Raw genomic sequence first — 16,234 nt, 5'->3', positions numbered from 1 at the left:
AAGGGACTGGGACATAACTCTACGAGTTACACCCCAGTCCTTTTTAAAACGAATAAACGGTGGAAACAGAAGTAACTCCTTCGGAAATAAGCTGAAATTCACAAAAATTTGAAGAGCAATTTTCGTGAATTCCCTCTTATTTCTTGGAGTTGAACACTTCTGTCCCATCCTCTTTTTTCATTTATTCAACGGTACGTAATTGGGCAATTCGTTCTTTCACAACTACTTGTTTTTCTAGATAATCTTTTTCTTTTTCTTTTTCTGCTTGAACCACTTCATCCGGCGCATTCGCTACAAAGCGTTCATTCGCTAATTTTCCTTGCACGCGTTTTACTTCTTGCGTCCACTTTTCTAATTCTTTCTCTAAACGAGCAATTTCTTCTTCAATATTGATCAGTCCTGCAAGCGGCAAATAAAGTTCTGCTCCTGTTAGAACAGCAGACATAGCTAATTCCGGTGCTGTAATATCACTTGAAATCGTCAACTCTTCCGGGTTACAGAAGCGTTCAATATAACTTGTGTTTTCGACCAAAAACTTGTCGACAGCTGCATCATTTGTTTTGATCAATAAGGTGATTGGTTTAGATAATGGTGTATTCACTTCTGCTCGAATGTTTCGGACTGCACGAATCAATTCTTTTAGAACTTCCATTCCGCGAGCAGCCGTTTCGTCAGAAAACTCTTCATGTACGACTGGGTACTCTGCAATGACTAGAGATTCTCCTTGATGCGGGATGTTTTCCCAGATTTCTTCGGTTACAAACGGCATGATCGGGTGTAACAAACGTAAAATCTGATCTAGTGTATACACTAAAATGCTACGTGTTGTTTGTTTAGCCGCTTCATTTTCACCATATAAGATTTCCTTACTCATTTCAATATACCAGTCACAGAAATCATCCCAGATGAAGTTATACAATTGACGGCCGGCTTCACCAAACTCAAACCGTTCAAAGAAGTCAGTTACTTTTTCAACTGTTTCATTCAGGCGTGTCAAGATCCAACGATCAGCAACTGTCTTCTCACCGCTAAAGTCGATGTCTTCAAAAGTCATCCCTTCAACGTTCATGATCACAAAACGGCTGGCGTTCCAAATTTTGTTGATAAAGTTCCAAGCAGCATCCATTTTTTCATAGCTAAAGCGCATATCCTGACCTGGTGCTGAACCGTTTGACAAGAACCATCTTAATGCATCTGCACCATATTTTTCGATAACTTCCATCGGATCGATCCCGTTACCTAAAGACTTACTCATCTTACGCCCATCTTCTGCACGGATCAATCCATGCATCAAGACATTTTTAAATGGTCGCTGTTCTGTAAATTCCAAACTTTGGAAAATCATCCGGCTTACCCAGAAGAAAATAATGTCATATCCTGTAATCAGCGTACTTGTTGGGAAATAACGTTGGTAATCTTCAGCATTCGTGTCCGGCCAGCCCATTGTTGAAAATGGCCATAGTGCTGAACTGAACCATGTATCTAAAACATCGGCATCCTGAATCCAATTTTCTGCATCTTCCGGCGCTTCCATACCAACATACATTTCGCCTGTTTCTTTGTGGTACCAAGCCGGGATTTGATGACCCCACCATAATTGACGGGAAATAACCCAATCGTGGACATTGTCCATCCAGCGCAAGAACGTTTGGTCAAAACGCGGCGGGAAAAATTCAACTGCATTGTCTGTCTTTTGATTTTCGATCGCCTTTTCAGCTAATGGCGCCATTTTAACGAACCACTGTGTAGATAGTCTTGGCTCAACAACAACACCTGTCCGTTCTGAATGACCGACACTATGGTTCATTGTTTCAATTTTGATCAAATGACCCATTTCTTTTAAATCAGAAACGATCATTTTTCTTGCAGCAAAACGGTCCATACCTTCATATTTACCAGCAAGCTCATTCATGGAACCATCTTCATTCATGACATTGACACGAGGAAGATCATGACGGTTACCAACTTCAAAGTCATTTGGATCATGAGCTGGCGTGATTTTTACAACACCTGTTCCAAATTCCATATCGACATATTCATCTGCAATGATCGGGATTTCTTTATTTACCAAAGGCAATGTTACTGTTTTACCAATTAAAGCTTGATAGCGTTCGTCTTCCGGATGAACGGCGATTGCAGTATCTCCTAACATTGTTTCAGGCCGAGTTGTCGCAATTTCTACCACTCCAGTTCCGTCAGTCAGTGGATAACTCATATGGTAAAACGCACCTTCGATATCTTTGTGGATCACTTCGATATCTGATAAAGCGGTCTTCGCTTTGGGGTCCCAGTTGATGATGTATTCCCCACGATAAATCAGATCTTTTTCATATAACGAAACAAACACTTTGCGGACAGCTTGAGATAATCCTTCATCTAAGGTAAAACGTTCACGGCTATAATCTAAAGACAAACCCATTTTTGCCCATTGTTCACGAATATGGGAAGCATATTCTTCTTTCCAGTCCCATACTTGTTCGACAAACTTTTCACGCCCTAAATCATAACGAGAAATTCCTTCTTCAGCTAACTTTTCTTCAACTTTTGCTTGAGTAGCAATTCCAGCATGATCCATTCCAGGTAACCATAATGTGTCAAACCCCTGCATTCTTTTTTGACGAATGATCATATCTTGCAATGTTGTATCCCAGGCATGTCCCAAGTGTAGCTTGCCTGTTACATTTGGCGGGGGAATCACGATCGAATAGGGCTTAGCTTCTTTATTGCCATTTGGTTTGAACAAATCCTGATCCAACCATTTTTGATAGCGACCTTGTTCGATCTCAGTCGGCTGGTATTTGGTTGGTAGATTTTTTTCTTCTGTCATACAAATTCCTTCTTCCTGTTTTTTATCGACTATTTTAGTGAGTATTGATTCAATGAAACACATAAAAATAAGCCCTAAAATACTTGCGTATTCTAGGGCGCATAATCTTTTTATACGTGGTACCACCTAAATTGTGTCTGCAACTACAAACACCACTTCATTCGTGAGGTAACGATCACGACTCGAATCATTCTACTAAATTCAAATCATCGACTCCCAAGCTACCTTCTTACTGGTTATGTGAAAATCTCCCACCAATCGATCTTCTCTCTAAAACGATGCCAGTAATACTCCTCTTGTTCAACGTCTTTGCTACATTCTACCATTGAAGGTGAACAGAAGTCAATTTCAAAAAAATCATCGAGCAGCTTTTGCTTTTTCTAAGGCCAAATCATAATCCGGCTCTTCAGCAATTTCAGTTGAGACAGCTTCGTAGACAAGTGTCCCTTCTTGATCGATGACAAAAATAGCTCGAGCCAATCGACCCATTGCTGGGATAAATAGACCGTAAGCTTCACCAAATGTTCCTTTTGTATCGTGAAGCAACTCCATATCTACACCCTCAGCAGCACACCAATTAGCTTGTTCTTCTTTAGTATTATTGGAAATTGTTATAAATACAACCTCTTCCACTTTAGCAGCTTCTTGATTAAATCGTTTTGTCTGTAAAGAACAAACGCGCGTATCGATATCCGGAACCACGCTGATCAACACTGTTTTACCAGCAATATCCTTAAGACTCACGATTTCATCATCAAGATTTGGCAACGAAAATGCTGGTGCTTTCATACCTACCTTAGGCTGTTCACCAATGATTTCAACTTGCTCACCTTTTTTAGTTACGAACATTAACTTCTCCTCCTTAATTTAAAAGCGGAATGAGCCCGTTTAGTCTCGACTAGAAAATAGGAAAACATGACTGAGGCGCTCTTTACCTCATTCAGGTTTTATCTTTTTCTCGCGAGACTGGCTCATGCAGCTGGATAGCATTAAAAGCGGAACAAATCGCATAATCCTGTAGAAAATTAGGAAATTGACTTTGAGACGCTTTTTGTCTCACTGGCAATTTATCTATTTTCCCAAGGATTGATTTGTGCAGTTGGATATGACAAATGATCAACACTTTCTTTCGAAAGTCTTGTACTGTTCAACATCAGTTCATTTTATTCACTGTGTTTCTCAGCAAAAGCGGAATGAGCCGCTCAATCTCGACTGAAAAATAGGAAAATATAACTGAGGTGCTTTTTGCCTCACACATTATTTATCTTTTTTCCGAGGAGCTAGCCTGTACAGCTGGATAATACAAATGAGCAACACTTTCTTGCGAAAGTCTTGTACTTTCAACATCCATTCAAATTATTCACTGTGTTTCCCAGCAAAAGCGCAAGACATTTTATTACCACTAAAATCCTTTCAACCATCCACATCTATATCAAGTATAGTAGATGCTCACCTAGATAACAATGTTCTTGCTTCTTAAGCTCTGTTACCAGTAAAGGTCTCGTCAAAGTAAATCAACGTCTGTAATTCTGTCGTCAAATCAATATATTGGACATTCACATTGTTCGGTACAGTCACGCGGTCTGGCGCAAAATTCAAAATAGCAGTGATTCCTGCATCAACAATCTTGTCGATGGCCTCTTGCGCATATTGACTTGGAACTGTTGAAATCGCAACAGTCACACCTGTTTTTTCAACTTCTTCCTTCAATTTTTCCATCGGCTGGATCACAATATCATCGATCGACAAACCAACGATTGCTTCTGACGAATCAAAAGCGCAAACGATATTCAGGTTTTCGTTACGGCGAAAATTATTTTTCACTAATGCTTTTCCTAGATTGCCGCAACCGATCAACGCAATTCTCTTTTCTTCTTGCGTATTCAAAATATGGCTGAATACATCAATTAAATATGGTACATCATAGCCATAACCGCTGCGACCTAATTCTCCTAAGTGAGAAAAATCACGACGAATCGTAGCCGGAGGCACTTGAATCACGTCGCTGAATTCTTTTGATTTGATTCTTGTGACACCAGAATCTCCCAACATTTTTAAATAGCGTAAATATAGAGGCAGTCGTTTCGCAGTTGCTTTTGGCATCTTTTTTTCTTTATGTAATTCTTTCATTTCCAGCTCTCCTTGTTACTCATTTCACATAACTAGTTTAGCATGCTTCTTGAGATGAGGCAACTTGTTTGTGAAAAAGAGAGCAGGTATGAGAAAAACCTAATAAATAAAAAGAACAGACTCGATAGCGTTATCAAGTCTATTCTTTCAACTTTTATAGTAAATCAGCAAATTCTTCTGATTGTTCACTCGTTTCAGTTATTTCACTAACTTTTAGACCAGCCATAGCACGTTTCATCAAGCCTTCTACATCTAGACGTGCTTCATACGCTTGTGCCTTATCCAGTCTTGGTCTCGTTTTTGGTTGCGGCGGAGCAAAAATCGTACAGCAATCTTCAAACGGCTGGATCGCAAGTTCAAAGGTATCGATTTTCTCAGCAATTTCAATGATTTCACCTTTATCCATCGAGACAACAGGACGAATGATCGGTGTATTTGTTACTTCATTGATTGCCACCATACTTTGCAACGTTTGAGAAGCAACCTGACCTAAAGATTCACCATTGATGATCACTAGTCCTTTTCTTTCTTCACGTATAGCATCTGTCAAACGTAACATCATGCGACGAGTAACAGTCATCAAATAGCCTTCTGGAACAACTCGTTTGATTTCTTCTTGAATTTCCGTAAATGGGACTTCTATAAATTGCATACTGCCGCCATAAGGTGCGATTTTTGCCGCTAAATCTTTGGCTTTTTGTAATGCTTGTTCGCTAGTATATGGTGGACTGGCAAAATGGACTGCTTCTACTTCCACGCCACGTTTCATAGCTAAATATCCAGCTACAGGTGAATCGATTCCACCGGAAAGCATCAACATACCACGACCTCCCGTTCCAACAGGTAAGCCGCCAGCACCTTTGATCGTTTCATAAGAAAGGTATGCACCTTCGTTTCGTATTTCAACTCGAATTTCAATATCGGGCTTTTTCATTTGAACAGTGATTTCTGGACAAACTTCAAAGACTGCACCACCCAACTCACGATTCAACTCATTAGAATCCAATTCAAAATTATGATCAGAACGTTTGGACGTGATTTTAAAAGTTTGACCTGGCTGATAGATTGTTTTGATGATTGTTTGCACCATTTCGCGAATGACAGGCATTTCTTTTTCTACTTGAATACTAGGAGAAAAATTTTGAATGCCAAAGATTTTTTCTAATTTCGGAATGATCTGCGTGCTGTCCTCTCCATTGAGCAACAAATGCATGCGATCACGGTCAGCATGAATCTTAACTGCGGGAAAATCACTTAGATTCCGTTTTACATTGTACGCAAGTTGAGAAATAAAGCTCTTTTTATTTTTCCCTTTTGTTGAAAGTTCGCCGTAGCGAACCATAATTTCTGTATAGTTCAATTTTCTTCAATCCTTCTTTATAAAGCTTGATTTATCAACGTTTTCAAGGCATATTTTTTTCGTTTTTTTCAAAGTGCTAACATTGAATATTTGCTTGAATTACTATAACATAGTGTTTTATATTTTTAAATGTCTAATTCAATATCGAAAACTTCTTATATAACTGATTAAAGATAATCATAAACTGTTCTGCTTCTGCAATCGTATTACTTTCATCTAAACTCACACGAATCGCGGAAGTCGCTAAGGAATCAGGGACCTTCATTGCGTGTAAAGTACTGCTGGCAATTTTTTTTCTACTAGAGCAGGCGCTAGTGGTCGATGTATAGATTTGTTTTTCCTCTAATGCATGAACTAAGACTTCTCCGCGCACGCCTTTTAGTGCAAAACACAAAATATGCGGAGCAAACGCTGTCGTATCTTTTGAAAAAATTGCTACATTGCTATACTCCTGTAAGGCTTCAAGAAGATAACGACGTATAATTGCTGTATGTTCTGGTTTCTCATTTCTTTTATCCATATATAAACGTAATGCTTTCGCCATTGAAACAATCCCAGCCACATTCTCAGTTCCACTGCGGTGATTCATTTCTTGACCGCCACCATTTAACAACGGCTCTAATTTTCGCCCGTGTTTCCAGTAAATAAAACCGACACCTCTGGGACCATGAAATTTATGTGCTGAAAAGGTCGCAAAATCAACTCGATCTGTCAACCATTGTTCTTGATTTACTTTGCCAATCGCCTGTACTGCATCAACATGAAAATGAATCGTTGGATAAGCTTCTAAACATTCGCTAATTTCCTGAATCGGCTGGATCGTACCAACTTCATTGTTAACAGCCATAACAGATACAAGGATCGTGTCCTTACGAATCAGTTTTGCCAACTCATCTACCTTGACACGACCATTTTCATCTACTGGTGCGATCGAAAGTTCAAAGCCATTTTCTGCTAATTGTTCGGCCGTTTCTGAAACTGCTGGGTGTTCCACATTTGAAATAATGATATGACGTCCGAACTGTTTTTTCTCCAGTGCAGTTCCTTTTAATACCCAGTTGTCGCCTTCTGTTCCACCACTGGTAAAAAAGATTTCACTTGTTTTGACGTGCATCAGCTCTGCAATTTGTTCTCGAGCTTTTTCCAGTAAGCGACCTGCCTGTGTTCCTAAATCATGAAGACTTGAGGGATTACCGATGATTCGTTGACTTGTTTTTACATAAGTATCCAAAACCTGAGGATAAATAGCTGTAGTTGCGCTATTATCGAAATAAATCATTACATTACCTTCTTCTCTTTGAAATTCTTTCTTATTATATACTTTTCGAATTACCAGTTCAACAGGCAGTTTAATAGAAAAGGGTGAGACGACCAGCGTCTCACCCTTTATTTTTAAATTGCATCAAGATTATTGAAATAGAAATCTTCGATTCTTCTGAATGCTCCCGGCTCAACTCGTTCCAGTGCTGTGCCAATTTCATCTAATGCATCTTGGTATCTATATTCTTTTGAGAACAGTTCTAAACTATTTTCCATTGCTACACGAATTGCTTCATGTGTATGGCGATAACGATTTGCATACTGCATCATTTGTTCTGTCAATGCAGCTGAATTAACCAAGTCATTGGTCTTTTTATCTAATAGTTCCAAATCTTCGTTACATAAATCAGAAAGCTTTTTGATCTCTTCCATATTGATTCGAATTCTATTCAATGCCTTGCTTAATTCTTCGATGCGGTCAGTTGCCACAAAGAAAAATTCCAAGTAGTCAGCTGGTAATCCTGGTAAACGTTGTTTTTCAACATAACGTTTGATATTACGCAAACGGAAATCATATTGATCGACTTTTTCTTGTGCTGCTTTTTCGCCTTTACGCAATTCTTTTAATGAGTCATCGATTTCAACTTGTTGATTTTCGATGTCATCGAGAATCTTGTAGCAATCCTTGAAGAATGCTTGAACTTCTGAATAAGGAATTGTATGCTCTTTTAATTTTGGCTCGAAATCTTCATAACGGCGAATCAATTCTTCGATCTCAGACTGGAAGCCTCTTGAGCGTCCTAGCTCATTATGATTCAACGTATAGCTTTGTGATGTGTGATCCAATTCGATCATCAATTGACGATTATTTTTTAGCGTATGTGCAATGTAGTCTCCAACAACTTTGTGATTTGTAACTACATATTTCTTCGCGTTCATCTCACGTTCCATGATTTCATACAATGCATCGATGGCATTGGCAGTATCACGATTCGCTACTTCTACTGCATCAACTTCTGTTTTTTCTAAGTCAACTGTTGAATTTTTCACGCGTTTTTGTACGCGTCTTAATTCTTCAGTAAAATTCTTTTCAGGGAATACATAGTGATCTGCAAGCAGACGTTTGTATCCTTCTTCGATTTCTTTCAATTGATCTGGGAAAGTTCTAGTCAGCTCATCATAAAGCGGTGGAATACGTTTCATGACATCATCTAATTCATAGGTATGACGTTCTGCATTCTCCAAGACTTCACGAGCTTCGATCGGATCACCCGATGTATTCAATGTAACGAATTGAGTAAACTCAAGTTCGATATTTTTGATTTGTTTTTGTAATTCTGGATAGGCTGAACCGAATTCAGCTTTTTCATCATGAAGCAACTTGCTAAGTTCTTCATAAACATCCAGCGCTTTTTGAACTTCAAGTGAATTACGTTCCTCACTTTCACGAAGTTCTCTTAATCCGTTACGGATGATCTCGACTTCTGACTCCATTTCGTCCATCGTATCTTCAGCTGCAGCAACGGCTTTTTTTGCTTTCATAAAACGAAAAGATTCATTCAACTCTTCAACTTCAAATATCTGACTTTCTAGTTCTGCAAAAGAACGAGTCGAAATTTCCGTCCAACGTTGATTCCATTCTCTAAATGTGTTTTGGCTTTGACCAACCATATGCATCTTTTTGACATCGTCAACTTCTTCGATCACTGGTAAGTCAAACAGCTCTTCTTTCCTCTTTTCCAGATTATCGAGTTTCATTTGATTTTTCTTTCTCATAAAAAATCCAACTAAATACAAAACAGCTGCGATGATTATTATAGCTAAAACTACGATAATGATCAGATTATTCTTCATTCAGGGAACCTCCGTTTATTAGTCCATCTATGCTATACGCCCTTCTCTCAGAAGCAACTCTTCTGAATGGATCGGATCGTATGATTCTCTTATCTACTTTAAATAGTCCTTAAAAACACCTACAGAAAATTATATCACAAACCGTTCTTTCAAGCACTAACTAATTGTATTTTTTTAAGAAATGTTTTGAGTTTGTAATATTGGCTCATTTTTTGGGGCAACCATTAGTCAGTGTAACCTATTTTGTCCAACTCTTGCAACTTTTTACACACATCGCTTAATGACTCCAGATCATCATCTGCCAATGATTGATCCATACCGAACTGAGTGTCTTTCAATGCCCAAACAGTCAATCCAGCACTATGAGCCGAAAGGATGCCTTTTTCAGAATCTTCGATAGCCAGACAATCTTCTACTGCTATACCTAACTCTTTTGCTGTATGCTCATAGATTTTAGGATCAGGCTTACTTTTCTCAAACTGAGATCCTGTTATGACTACATCAAAAAAACTTGTTAGCTGCCCGATCTTCAATACTTCCTGAATAACATCCATTTTTGATGATGAGGCCAACCCGATTTTGTAGCCTTTTCTTTTTAAAAATTGTAAAACTCTTTTAGCATCCGGCTCGATCAACTCACTATAGTCGATCGGATGGTTTATTTTATACTGATGGTATTTCTCAGTTAAAAAGACTTCATCATACTCTGTATCATTTTCTTCAAGGATCAATTGCCATAAACTGCGCATGTCTGCCCCAACAAACAATGCGATCGGTAACTTTTCGATGGATAACCCATATTCTTTAAGAAAGGCTTTTCGGCGCTGGTAGTAAAATGATTCACTATCAACTAAGACCCCATCCATATCGAAAATGATCCCTTCGTATTTTCGTCTCATTTTTGTGCTCCCTCTGCTTCAATTCTTGTCCAACTCTACTAGTCTAACAAAAGTTTGAAAAAAAATGAAGAAATTTGTTGAAAAATAACTGAAAATAACAAACAAATAACCTTTTGGTAGTTGATTTTCTATAGATATTTCGGTATCCTTTTACTATTAATGAAAAATTTATTAAAATTAGGAGTGAAAAAAGTGAAAGTCATAAAATTCGGAGGCAGCTCTCTAGCTTCTGCTGCTCAATTAGAAAAAGTTTTAACAATCGTAAAAGAAGACACTTCACGAAAGTTTGTCGTTGTTTCAGCTCCTGGTAAGCGTTCTTCAGATGATATCAAAGTAACTGATTTGCTGATAGCCTATTACAATGCATATTTAAATAATGAAAAAACGACAGCTGCTATTGAAAAAATCGTTGCTCGTTATGAAGCAATTCTTGATGAACTCAACATGAGTAAGGAAATTTTAGCAGATATTACCCAAGCAATCCAACGATTGGCTACATTACCAAAAGAAAATAATCCGCATCTTCTCGATGCATTTTTAGCTAGCGGTGAAGACAATAATGCTAAATTGGTGGCAGCATTTTTCCAGCAGCGCGGATTGAACGCTTGTTACAAAAGCCCGCTTGATTTAGGCTTGATCGTTACAGATGAACCGGGAAATGCCCGTATTTTGCCATCCTCATTAAGTAAAATCAATGCCTTTAAAGCAACTGAAGAGATTTTGGTCATTCCTGGTTTCTTTGGTTTCACAGAATCTGGAGAGATTTGTACATTTTCAAGAGGCGGGTCTGACATTACAGGATCGATCGTTGCAGCTGGTGTAGAAGCGGATATTTATGAAAACTTTACCGATGTCGATGGTATTTTTGTTGCTCATCCGGGCATCGTACGTGAACCAAAAACAATCACTGAATTGACCTATCGTGAAATGCGTGAACTAGCGTATGCTGGTTTTGCTGTTCTTCACGATGAAGCGTTGATGCCTGCTTACCGTGCAAATATTCCAGTAGTGATCAAGAACACGAATAATCCTTCTCATCCAGGTACATTGATCACAACTTCTCGGATGGTCAAACATGATCCAGTAGTTGGGATCGCAAGCGACCAAGGTTTTGCCAGCATTTACATTAGTAAATACTTGATGAATAGAGAGTTAGGATTTGGACGACGTTTACTACAGATTTTAGAAGAATTAGGCTTAAGCTATGAACATATGCCTTCTGGAATCGATGATATTTCGATTATTTTAAGAGAACGTCAACTAACAGTTGAAATCGAAGAAGAATTGATGAATCGCTTAGAAGAAGAACTTGAACCAGATGAATTACGTATCACTCACGGTTTATCTATGCTGATGATCGTAGGTGAAGGAATGCGTCAGCGGATCGGGGTGATGGCTGACAGTACAGCGGCACTTGCAGAAAATAGAATCAACTTGGAAATGATCAACCAAGGTTCTTCTGAGGTCAGTATCATGTTTGGTATTCGTGAAGATCAGGAAAAACGAGCAATACAAGCACTTTATCAAACATTTTTTGCCGACCAGAATAGTTGATCAACAGTCTATTACACAAATATATTAAAAACATGCCAGATTGAACGTTTTCTGGTCTGTTTTTTTATATGCTGTATGTTTTTAATACTCTAGCTGGAGTACAATAGATTTATAACTGAATTTGAAAAAAGGTGGGAATGTATATGATTGAATTGGTCAATGTAACGAAGAATTATGGTACAAAACAAGCATTAAAAGAACTGAATTTGAATATCAAACAGGGAGAAATTTTTGGCTTTTTAGGACATAATGGTGCCGGCAAATCCACAACGATCAAAAGTTTAGTAAGTATTATCCAGCCTTCAAGCGGTTCTATCGCAGTCGACGGATTATCATTATCTGAACATCGTGAAACAATCAAGAAAAAAATTGCCTATGTTCCTGATACACCAGATATTTTTTTACAATTGACTGCTGGCGAATATTGGGATTTGATCGGTGCAGCTTATGGACTTGATGCTTCAAAAAAACAACAGCGTTTGGACGAGCTTGCCACTTTATTTGACATGCAAAGTCATCAAGATGAAACCTTAGCCGGCTTTTCACATGGTATGCGGCAAAAAACAATTATTATTGGCGCCTTGCTGCCAGACCCTGATATATGGATCTTAGACGAACCGTTACAAGGGCTAGATCCGCAAGCAGCATTTGATTTGAAACAAATGATGAAAGCACATGCCGCTAAAGGAAAAACCGTCATTTTTTCAACGCATGCCCTAGATACTGCCCAACAATTGTGCGATGAGCTAGCCATTTTGAAAAAAGGCGAACTGATTTACAATGGTTCTGTAGAGGAATTACTGGAGCAATCTCCCAACGAGTCATTAGAAGAAATCTACTTAAAAATGGCTGGTCGTCAGTCGGATGCACAATTAGCACAAACGCTTGAAGGTGAAGACTATGAATAAAAGTCAGTTACTTGAATTAACACGTGTCAACCTGCGCTATGCCAACCCTCAGGTAACTGACCGAGCCAGAAAAAAAGGAAAAAGCGGAAAAGCCTTAACTCGTTCTTTGATCGGCCAATATCTACTTTCTGGTGTTCTATTTCTATTTATTTACGGCTTGACGATGTTTATCATCGATTTTAGTAAAATGCCTGGTTATTTTACGTATTATGTTGCTCTATTTGGAATTTTAGCGTTCTCTCAAGGCATTTCCGTCATTTATAATGTCTTTTTTGAAAGTCAGGATTTAGCTGCTTATCTACCCTTGCCATTTCGTCAACGTACGATTTTTTCAGCTAAAATTCTTGTTGTGGCCTTAACCGTTGTCCCATTTGTCTTTCCTATGTTTGTCGTCTTTTTATTAACTGGCTGGCGTTCTGGGATATTTATCCCCCTAACGCTACTGCTGTCCATTGTTCTATTTGTTTTGATAATTGCTCTGGTTTTTTCCATCTGCTGTTTGATCGTTTTTGGTTTGACTAGAACGGCTGTTTTTAAAAAGCACAAGAAAATCGTCACTAGTCTTTTGTTAGGTATTTCTATGGCCATCGCCATTATTGGTATCTTATCGATGAATGCTCAAAGTTCGTCGATCGAAACAAGCCAACTTGATAGACAACCAATCAGCTTTTTGATGCCTATTTTTCATATTGCTTCCACTCCATTTTCGGTTGCTGGAATGACAAGTTTTGCAGGGCTTTTGCTCGTGTTTATTTTATTATTAGGTACCATAAAACTATTTATTTTACCGAAACTATATGAACAACTTGCAGATGCTTCATCTGCTACTGAAACGCGCCGACGTAAGCATAAAACTGATCAATCACTAAATCAGCTATTCATTAACTATAACAAACAATTATTGAAGGAACCAAATCTGATCATGCAGGTGCTTTCCAGCTCTTTGTTGATGCCTGTGATTTTCATTGTTTCTTTTGCCTTTAGCGGTTCGCTAAATTTGAGTCATTTAGAAACGCGTTTTATTGGTGTTGTCTTTTTAACTGGTGTTGCACTGGCCTTTATGACAACGAATCAAACTTCTTTTATCAGTAATCTTATTTCATTGGATCAAGAAAATTTTCATTTTGTACGTTCATTACCGATTTCAATGCGTCATTATCTAAAACAAAAATTCAAAGTTGGACTGGTGGTTCAATCGATTTTGACTGGTGGGATCGCTTTGGCTGGCGGCTTACTTTTCCGACTTCCGATCTTATTTCTTATTAGTCTGATAGTCGGTGCACTTTTAGGTAGTTATCTGCTTTGTTTGAGATTTTTTGCTAGAGATCATCGCTTGCTTTTATTAGATTGGACTAATCTGAACCAATTATTCAGTCGAGGCAGCGGAAACGTGGGATTAGTTTTGACTCTGCTTGTTTCAATATTCGGAAGCTTGATCGTTTTAGCGGGTTATGGTTTTGCTGCGGCTTACTTCCCATTTTGGCCTTTGAATTTAGCGGTATTGGCTGTAGTTGGATTCATTTCATTTCTCTTGATTCTTTACTATCAAAAGAACTTTTGGCAACGATTTGATTGATTATTGAAAAAAGTGTCTGGGACAAAACTCTGCGAGTCAAATCCCGGACACCTGGAATCTGGATAAACGGTGAGAGCAGAAGCAATCCCTTCGAAAATAAGAAAGAATTCACAAAAATTTGGAAAACAATTTTCGTGAATTCTTTCTTATTTCTCGGGATTAAACACTTCTTTCTCAACCTCTTTTTGATTCCCGTTGTCGTTCAAGCTCAGCTTTGATCTTGGGTTCAGGAGCAAAGTCCTTTTCCCAATTATCTGGTTTAAGCACTTTGTGTGTGACGGGATGGTAGTGAGGTTTCCCGTCTGGAAATAATTTGCCCATGTTCGCTTCATGAACGATCGAAAAAATTTCTGTCGGATTCACACCTAATAGTGAAAAGGAACCATAAGTAAAATAAAGCAAATCAACTAGTGCATCTACTTGTTCAACTAAAGGATCTGTGACGATTTTTTCTTTACTCAACACTTTCTCTACAGCCTGATCGACAGACTCTTTCAGCTGTTCGATCATTTGTTCAAATTTTTCTGGATCATTATTCGCCGATCCATATAAAAACTCGACTAATTCTTCTATCTTAAAACCCGCTCGTGCTACTGCACGCTCAGGAGAAAACTCCGTTGGTACATCCGGCCGTCTATTATCAAACCGCTCGTGAAATGCCTCAGTTTTTTCAAATGGATCATCGATCTTCATAACATACCTCCTAAATTAAAAGCGGAACAAATCGTCTAATCCTGTAGAAAATTAAGAAATTGACTTTGAGACGCTCTTTGTCTCACTGTCAATTTATCTATTTTCCTAAGGATTGATTTGTGCAGCTGGATAACGATAAAAGCGAAATGAGCTCATTCAAGCGCGACTGGAAAATAGAAAAAATGAATCACTGCGCTCTCCGCTGAGTTTCATTTTTGTCTTTTTTCCGAGAGCTTAGCTCATGCAGCTGAATTATTAAAAATAAAATGAGCTCGATCATGCTCAACACCTTCACTTATTTTCTTCGTCTTGCTTTTAGAAATTATTATCAGAAATAATCCCATAATGCAGTAACGCTTGATAAATCCCGTCTTCTTCATTCGATCGTGTAACAAAATCAGCTGCTTCTTTCACTGCCTCTTCCGCATTTCCCATTGCAACACCTATGCCTACTCCTGATAACATCTCTAAATCATTCCAGCTATCACCGAAAGCCATGATCTCATCCATTTGTATGCCAAATGCTTCAGCGCACTGCTGAATACCGATCAACTTAGAACCACCTGCTGGAATGATATCTACTGTATAGGGATTGGAACGGGTCAGATGACAATCAGGCAATTGTTCTTTTAACCTATCCAATTCTTTTGGCGGACTCAATAATACACATTGATAGATCGGCTCTTTCAAAATACTTAGTTCAGCATAACGTTGATCTTTCCGATGGATCGAAAGTCGGCTTATCAAATTTTTTGTAAAGGTCATTGGTAATCGTTTAGGGATGAAGCGCGATAGCTTTTTAGCCCATTTATTTTGACCAAAGCGCATCAAGGAACTGCCCTCCATACTCCTTCGGCTGCCAAACATGATCTGACGATGGTAACGGTCAGAAAATTGAACAATTCTTTTAAGCGTTTCATCAGGAAAATGAGCAGAACGAATCGTCTTTTCATCATTGTAAACTAGCTGTCCATTATAAGTAACAAACACATCTAAATTCAAAGCATCGATTTTCTGACTAAGATGGATCGGTCCTCTTCCTGTTGCTATCCCGCAAATGATCCCCTGCTGTTGGGCTATGGCGATTCCCTGTTTAGTCGATTCCAGCGCTTTGCCATGCTTGTTCACCAATGTTCCGTCAATATCAAAAAAAATGGCTTTTATCATCCGCTT

12 protein-coding genes, 1 pseudogene and 1 other annotated feature are annotated in these 16,234 nt (G+C 38.5%); of the genes and pseudogenes, 3 read left to right on the top strand and 10 right to left on the bottom strand.

Annotated elements, in window-relative coordinates; translation table 11 throughout:
* Window positions 1-48: 48 nt before the first annotated feature.
* From A5889_RS12730 to A5889_RS12695, 8 genes and pseudogenes are all read right to left on the bottom strand, one after another.
* Window positions 49-168: pseudogene (locus tag A5889_RS12730) on the bottom strand (DUF3788 domain-containing protein); the annotation flags it as partial.
* 13 nt (window positions 169-181) lie between these two features.
* Window positions 182-2,827 (bottom strand): valine--tRNA ligase, encoded by a 2,646-nt coding sequence (locus A5889_RS12725; protein WP_087642244.1) that lies wholly within the window; start codon window positions 2,825-2,827, stop codon window positions 182-184.
* A 90-nt stretch (window positions 2,828-2,917) separates the two neighbouring features.
* Window positions 2,918-3,140 (bottom strand) — a binding site (T-box leader).
* A gap of 44 nt (window positions 3,141-3,184) precedes the next feature.
* Complete coding sequence (tpx, locus tag A5889_RS12720; RefSeq protein WP_087642243.1) at window positions 3,185-3,676, bottom strand: thiol peroxidase; 492 nt, start codon at window positions 3,674-3,676, stop codon at window positions 3,185-3,187.
* A 627-nt stretch (window positions 3,677-4,303) separates the two neighbouring features.
* Complete coding sequence (locus tag A5889_RS12715; protein WP_087642242.1) at window positions 4,304-4,957, bottom strand: redox-sensing transcriptional repressor Rex; 654 nt, start codon at window positions 4,955-4,957, stop codon at window positions 4,304-4,306.
* A 154-nt stretch (window positions 4,958-5,111) separates the two neighbouring features.
* On the bottom strand, window positions 5,112-6,317 hold the full coding sequence (gene thiI / locus A5889_RS12710) for a tRNA uracil 4-sulfurtransferase ThiI (RefSeq protein WP_087642241.1): 1,206 nt from the start codon (window positions 6,315-6,317) through the stop codon (window positions 5,112-5,114).
* A 133-nt stretch (window positions 6,318-6,450) separates the two neighbouring features.
* Window positions 6,451-7,596: a cysteine desulfurase family protein gene (locus tag A5889_RS12705; protein WP_087642240.1), complete on the bottom strand. Its 1,146-nt coding sequence runs from the start codon at window positions 7,594-7,596 to the stop codon at window positions 6,451-6,453.
* A gap of 113 nt (window positions 7,597-7,709) precedes the next feature.
* Window positions 7,710-9,431, bottom strand: a complete 1,722-nt coding sequence (gene ezrA, locus A5889_RS12700) for a septation ring formation regulator EzrA (RefSeq protein WP_087642239.1) — start codon at window positions 9,429-9,431, stop codon at window positions 7,710-7,712.
* A gap of 224 nt (window positions 9,432-9,655) precedes the next feature.
* Window positions 9,656-10,330, bottom strand: a complete 675-nt coding sequence (locus A5889_RS12695; protein ID WP_087642238.1) for an HAD family hydrolase — start codon at window positions 10,328-10,330, stop codon at window positions 9,656-9,658.
* Window positions 10,331-10,522: 192 nt separating this feature from the next.
* On the opposite strand from A5889_RS12695, the gene A5889_RS12690 reads away from it, so the two are divergent.
* From A5889_RS12690 to A5889_RS12680, 3 genes are all read left to right on the top strand, one after another.
* Window positions 10,523-11,884 carry an aspartate kinase gene (locus A5889_RS12690; protein WP_087642237.1) on the top strand — a complete coding sequence of 454 codons (1,362 nt, stop codon included), beginning with the start codon at window positions 10,523-10,525 and terminating at the stop codon, window positions 11,882-11,884.
* 143 nt (window positions 11,885-12,027) lie between these two features.
* The gene (locus tag A5889_RS12685) at window positions 12,028-12,792 is read left to right on the top strand and encodes an ABC transporter ATP-binding protein (RefSeq protein WP_087642236.1); all 765 of its coding nucleotides are present in this window, start codon (window positions 12,028-12,030) and stop codon (window positions 12,790-12,792) included.
* Window positions 12,785-14,368 (top strand): ABC transporter, encoded by a 1,584-nt coding sequence (locus A5889_RS12680; protein ID WP_087642235.1) that lies wholly within the window; start codon window positions 12,785-12,787, stop codon window positions 14,366-14,368. Before A5889_RS12685 ends, A5889_RS12680 begins: the two co-directional genes overlap by 8 nt.
* A gap of 174 nt (window positions 14,369-14,542) precedes the next feature.
* Here the strand turns inward: A5889_RS12680 and A5889_RS12675 are convergent, their stop codons facing one another.
* Together A5889_RS12675 and A5889_RS12670 are read right to left on the bottom strand one after the other, a co-directional pair.
* Window positions 14,543-15,061 carry an HAD family hydrolase gene (locus tag A5889_RS12675; RefSeq protein ID WP_087642233.1) on the bottom strand — a complete coding sequence of 173 codons (519 nt, stop codon included), beginning with the start codon at window positions 15,059-15,061 and terminating at the stop codon, window positions 14,543-14,545.
* Between the two features lie 315 nt (window positions 15,062-15,376).
* Window positions 15,377-16,228 (bottom strand): Cof-type HAD-IIB family hydrolase, encoded by an 852-nt coding sequence (locus A5889_RS12670; RefSeq protein ID WP_087642232.1) that lies wholly within the window; start codon window positions 16,226-16,228, stop codon window positions 15,377-15,379.
* Window positions 16,229-16,234: the final 6 nt, after the last annotated feature.

The organism is Enterococcus sp. 9D6_DIV0238 (assembly GCF_002174455.2).
GTDB lineage: Bacteria > Bacillota > Bacilli > Lactobacillales > Enterococcaceae > Enterococcus_L > Enterococcus_L dunnyi.
The sequence above is the reverse complement of the archived record's forward strand: the minus strand, read 5'-3'. Positions and strand labels throughout refer to the sequence as shown.

Coding starts and splice junctions, on each gene's coding strand:
- A5889_RS12725 (WP_087642244.1), bottom strand. CDS start 2,827: ATGACAGAAGAAAAAAATCTACCAACCAAATACCAGCCGACTGAGATC.
- tpx (WP_087642243.1), bottom strand. CDS start 3,676: ATGTTCGTAACTAAAAAAGGTGAGCAAGTTGAAATCATTGGTGAACAG.
- A5889_RS12715 (WP_087642242.1), bottom strand. CDS start 4,957: ATGAAAGAATTACATAAAGAAAAAAAGATGCCAAAAGCAACTGCGAAA.
- A5889_RS12705 (WP_087642240.1), bottom strand. CDS start 7,596: ATGATTTATTTCGATAATAGCGCAACTACAGCTATTTATCCTCAGGTT.
- ezrA (WP_087642239.1), bottom strand. CDS start 9,431: ATGAAGAATAATCTGATCATTATCGTAGTTTTAGCTATAATAATCATC.
- A5889_RS12695 (WP_087642238.1), bottom strand. CDS start 10,330: ATGAGACGAAAATACGAAGGGATCATTTTCGATATGGATGGGGTCTTA.
- A5889_RS12685 (WP_087642236.1), top strand. CDS start 12,028: ATGATTGAATTGGTCAATGTAACGAAGAATTATGGTACAAAACAAGCA.
- A5889_RS12680 (WP_087642235.1), top strand. CDS start 12,785: ATGAATAAAAGTCAGTTACTTGAATTAACACGTGTCAACCTGCGCTAT.
- A5889_RS12675 (WP_087642233.1), bottom strand. CDS start 15,061: ATGAAGATCGATGATCCATTTGAAAAAACTGAGGCATTTCACGAGCGG.
- A5889_RS12670 (WP_087642232.1), bottom strand. CDS start 16,228: ATGATAAAAGCCATTTTTTTTGATATTGACGGAACATTGGTGAACAAG.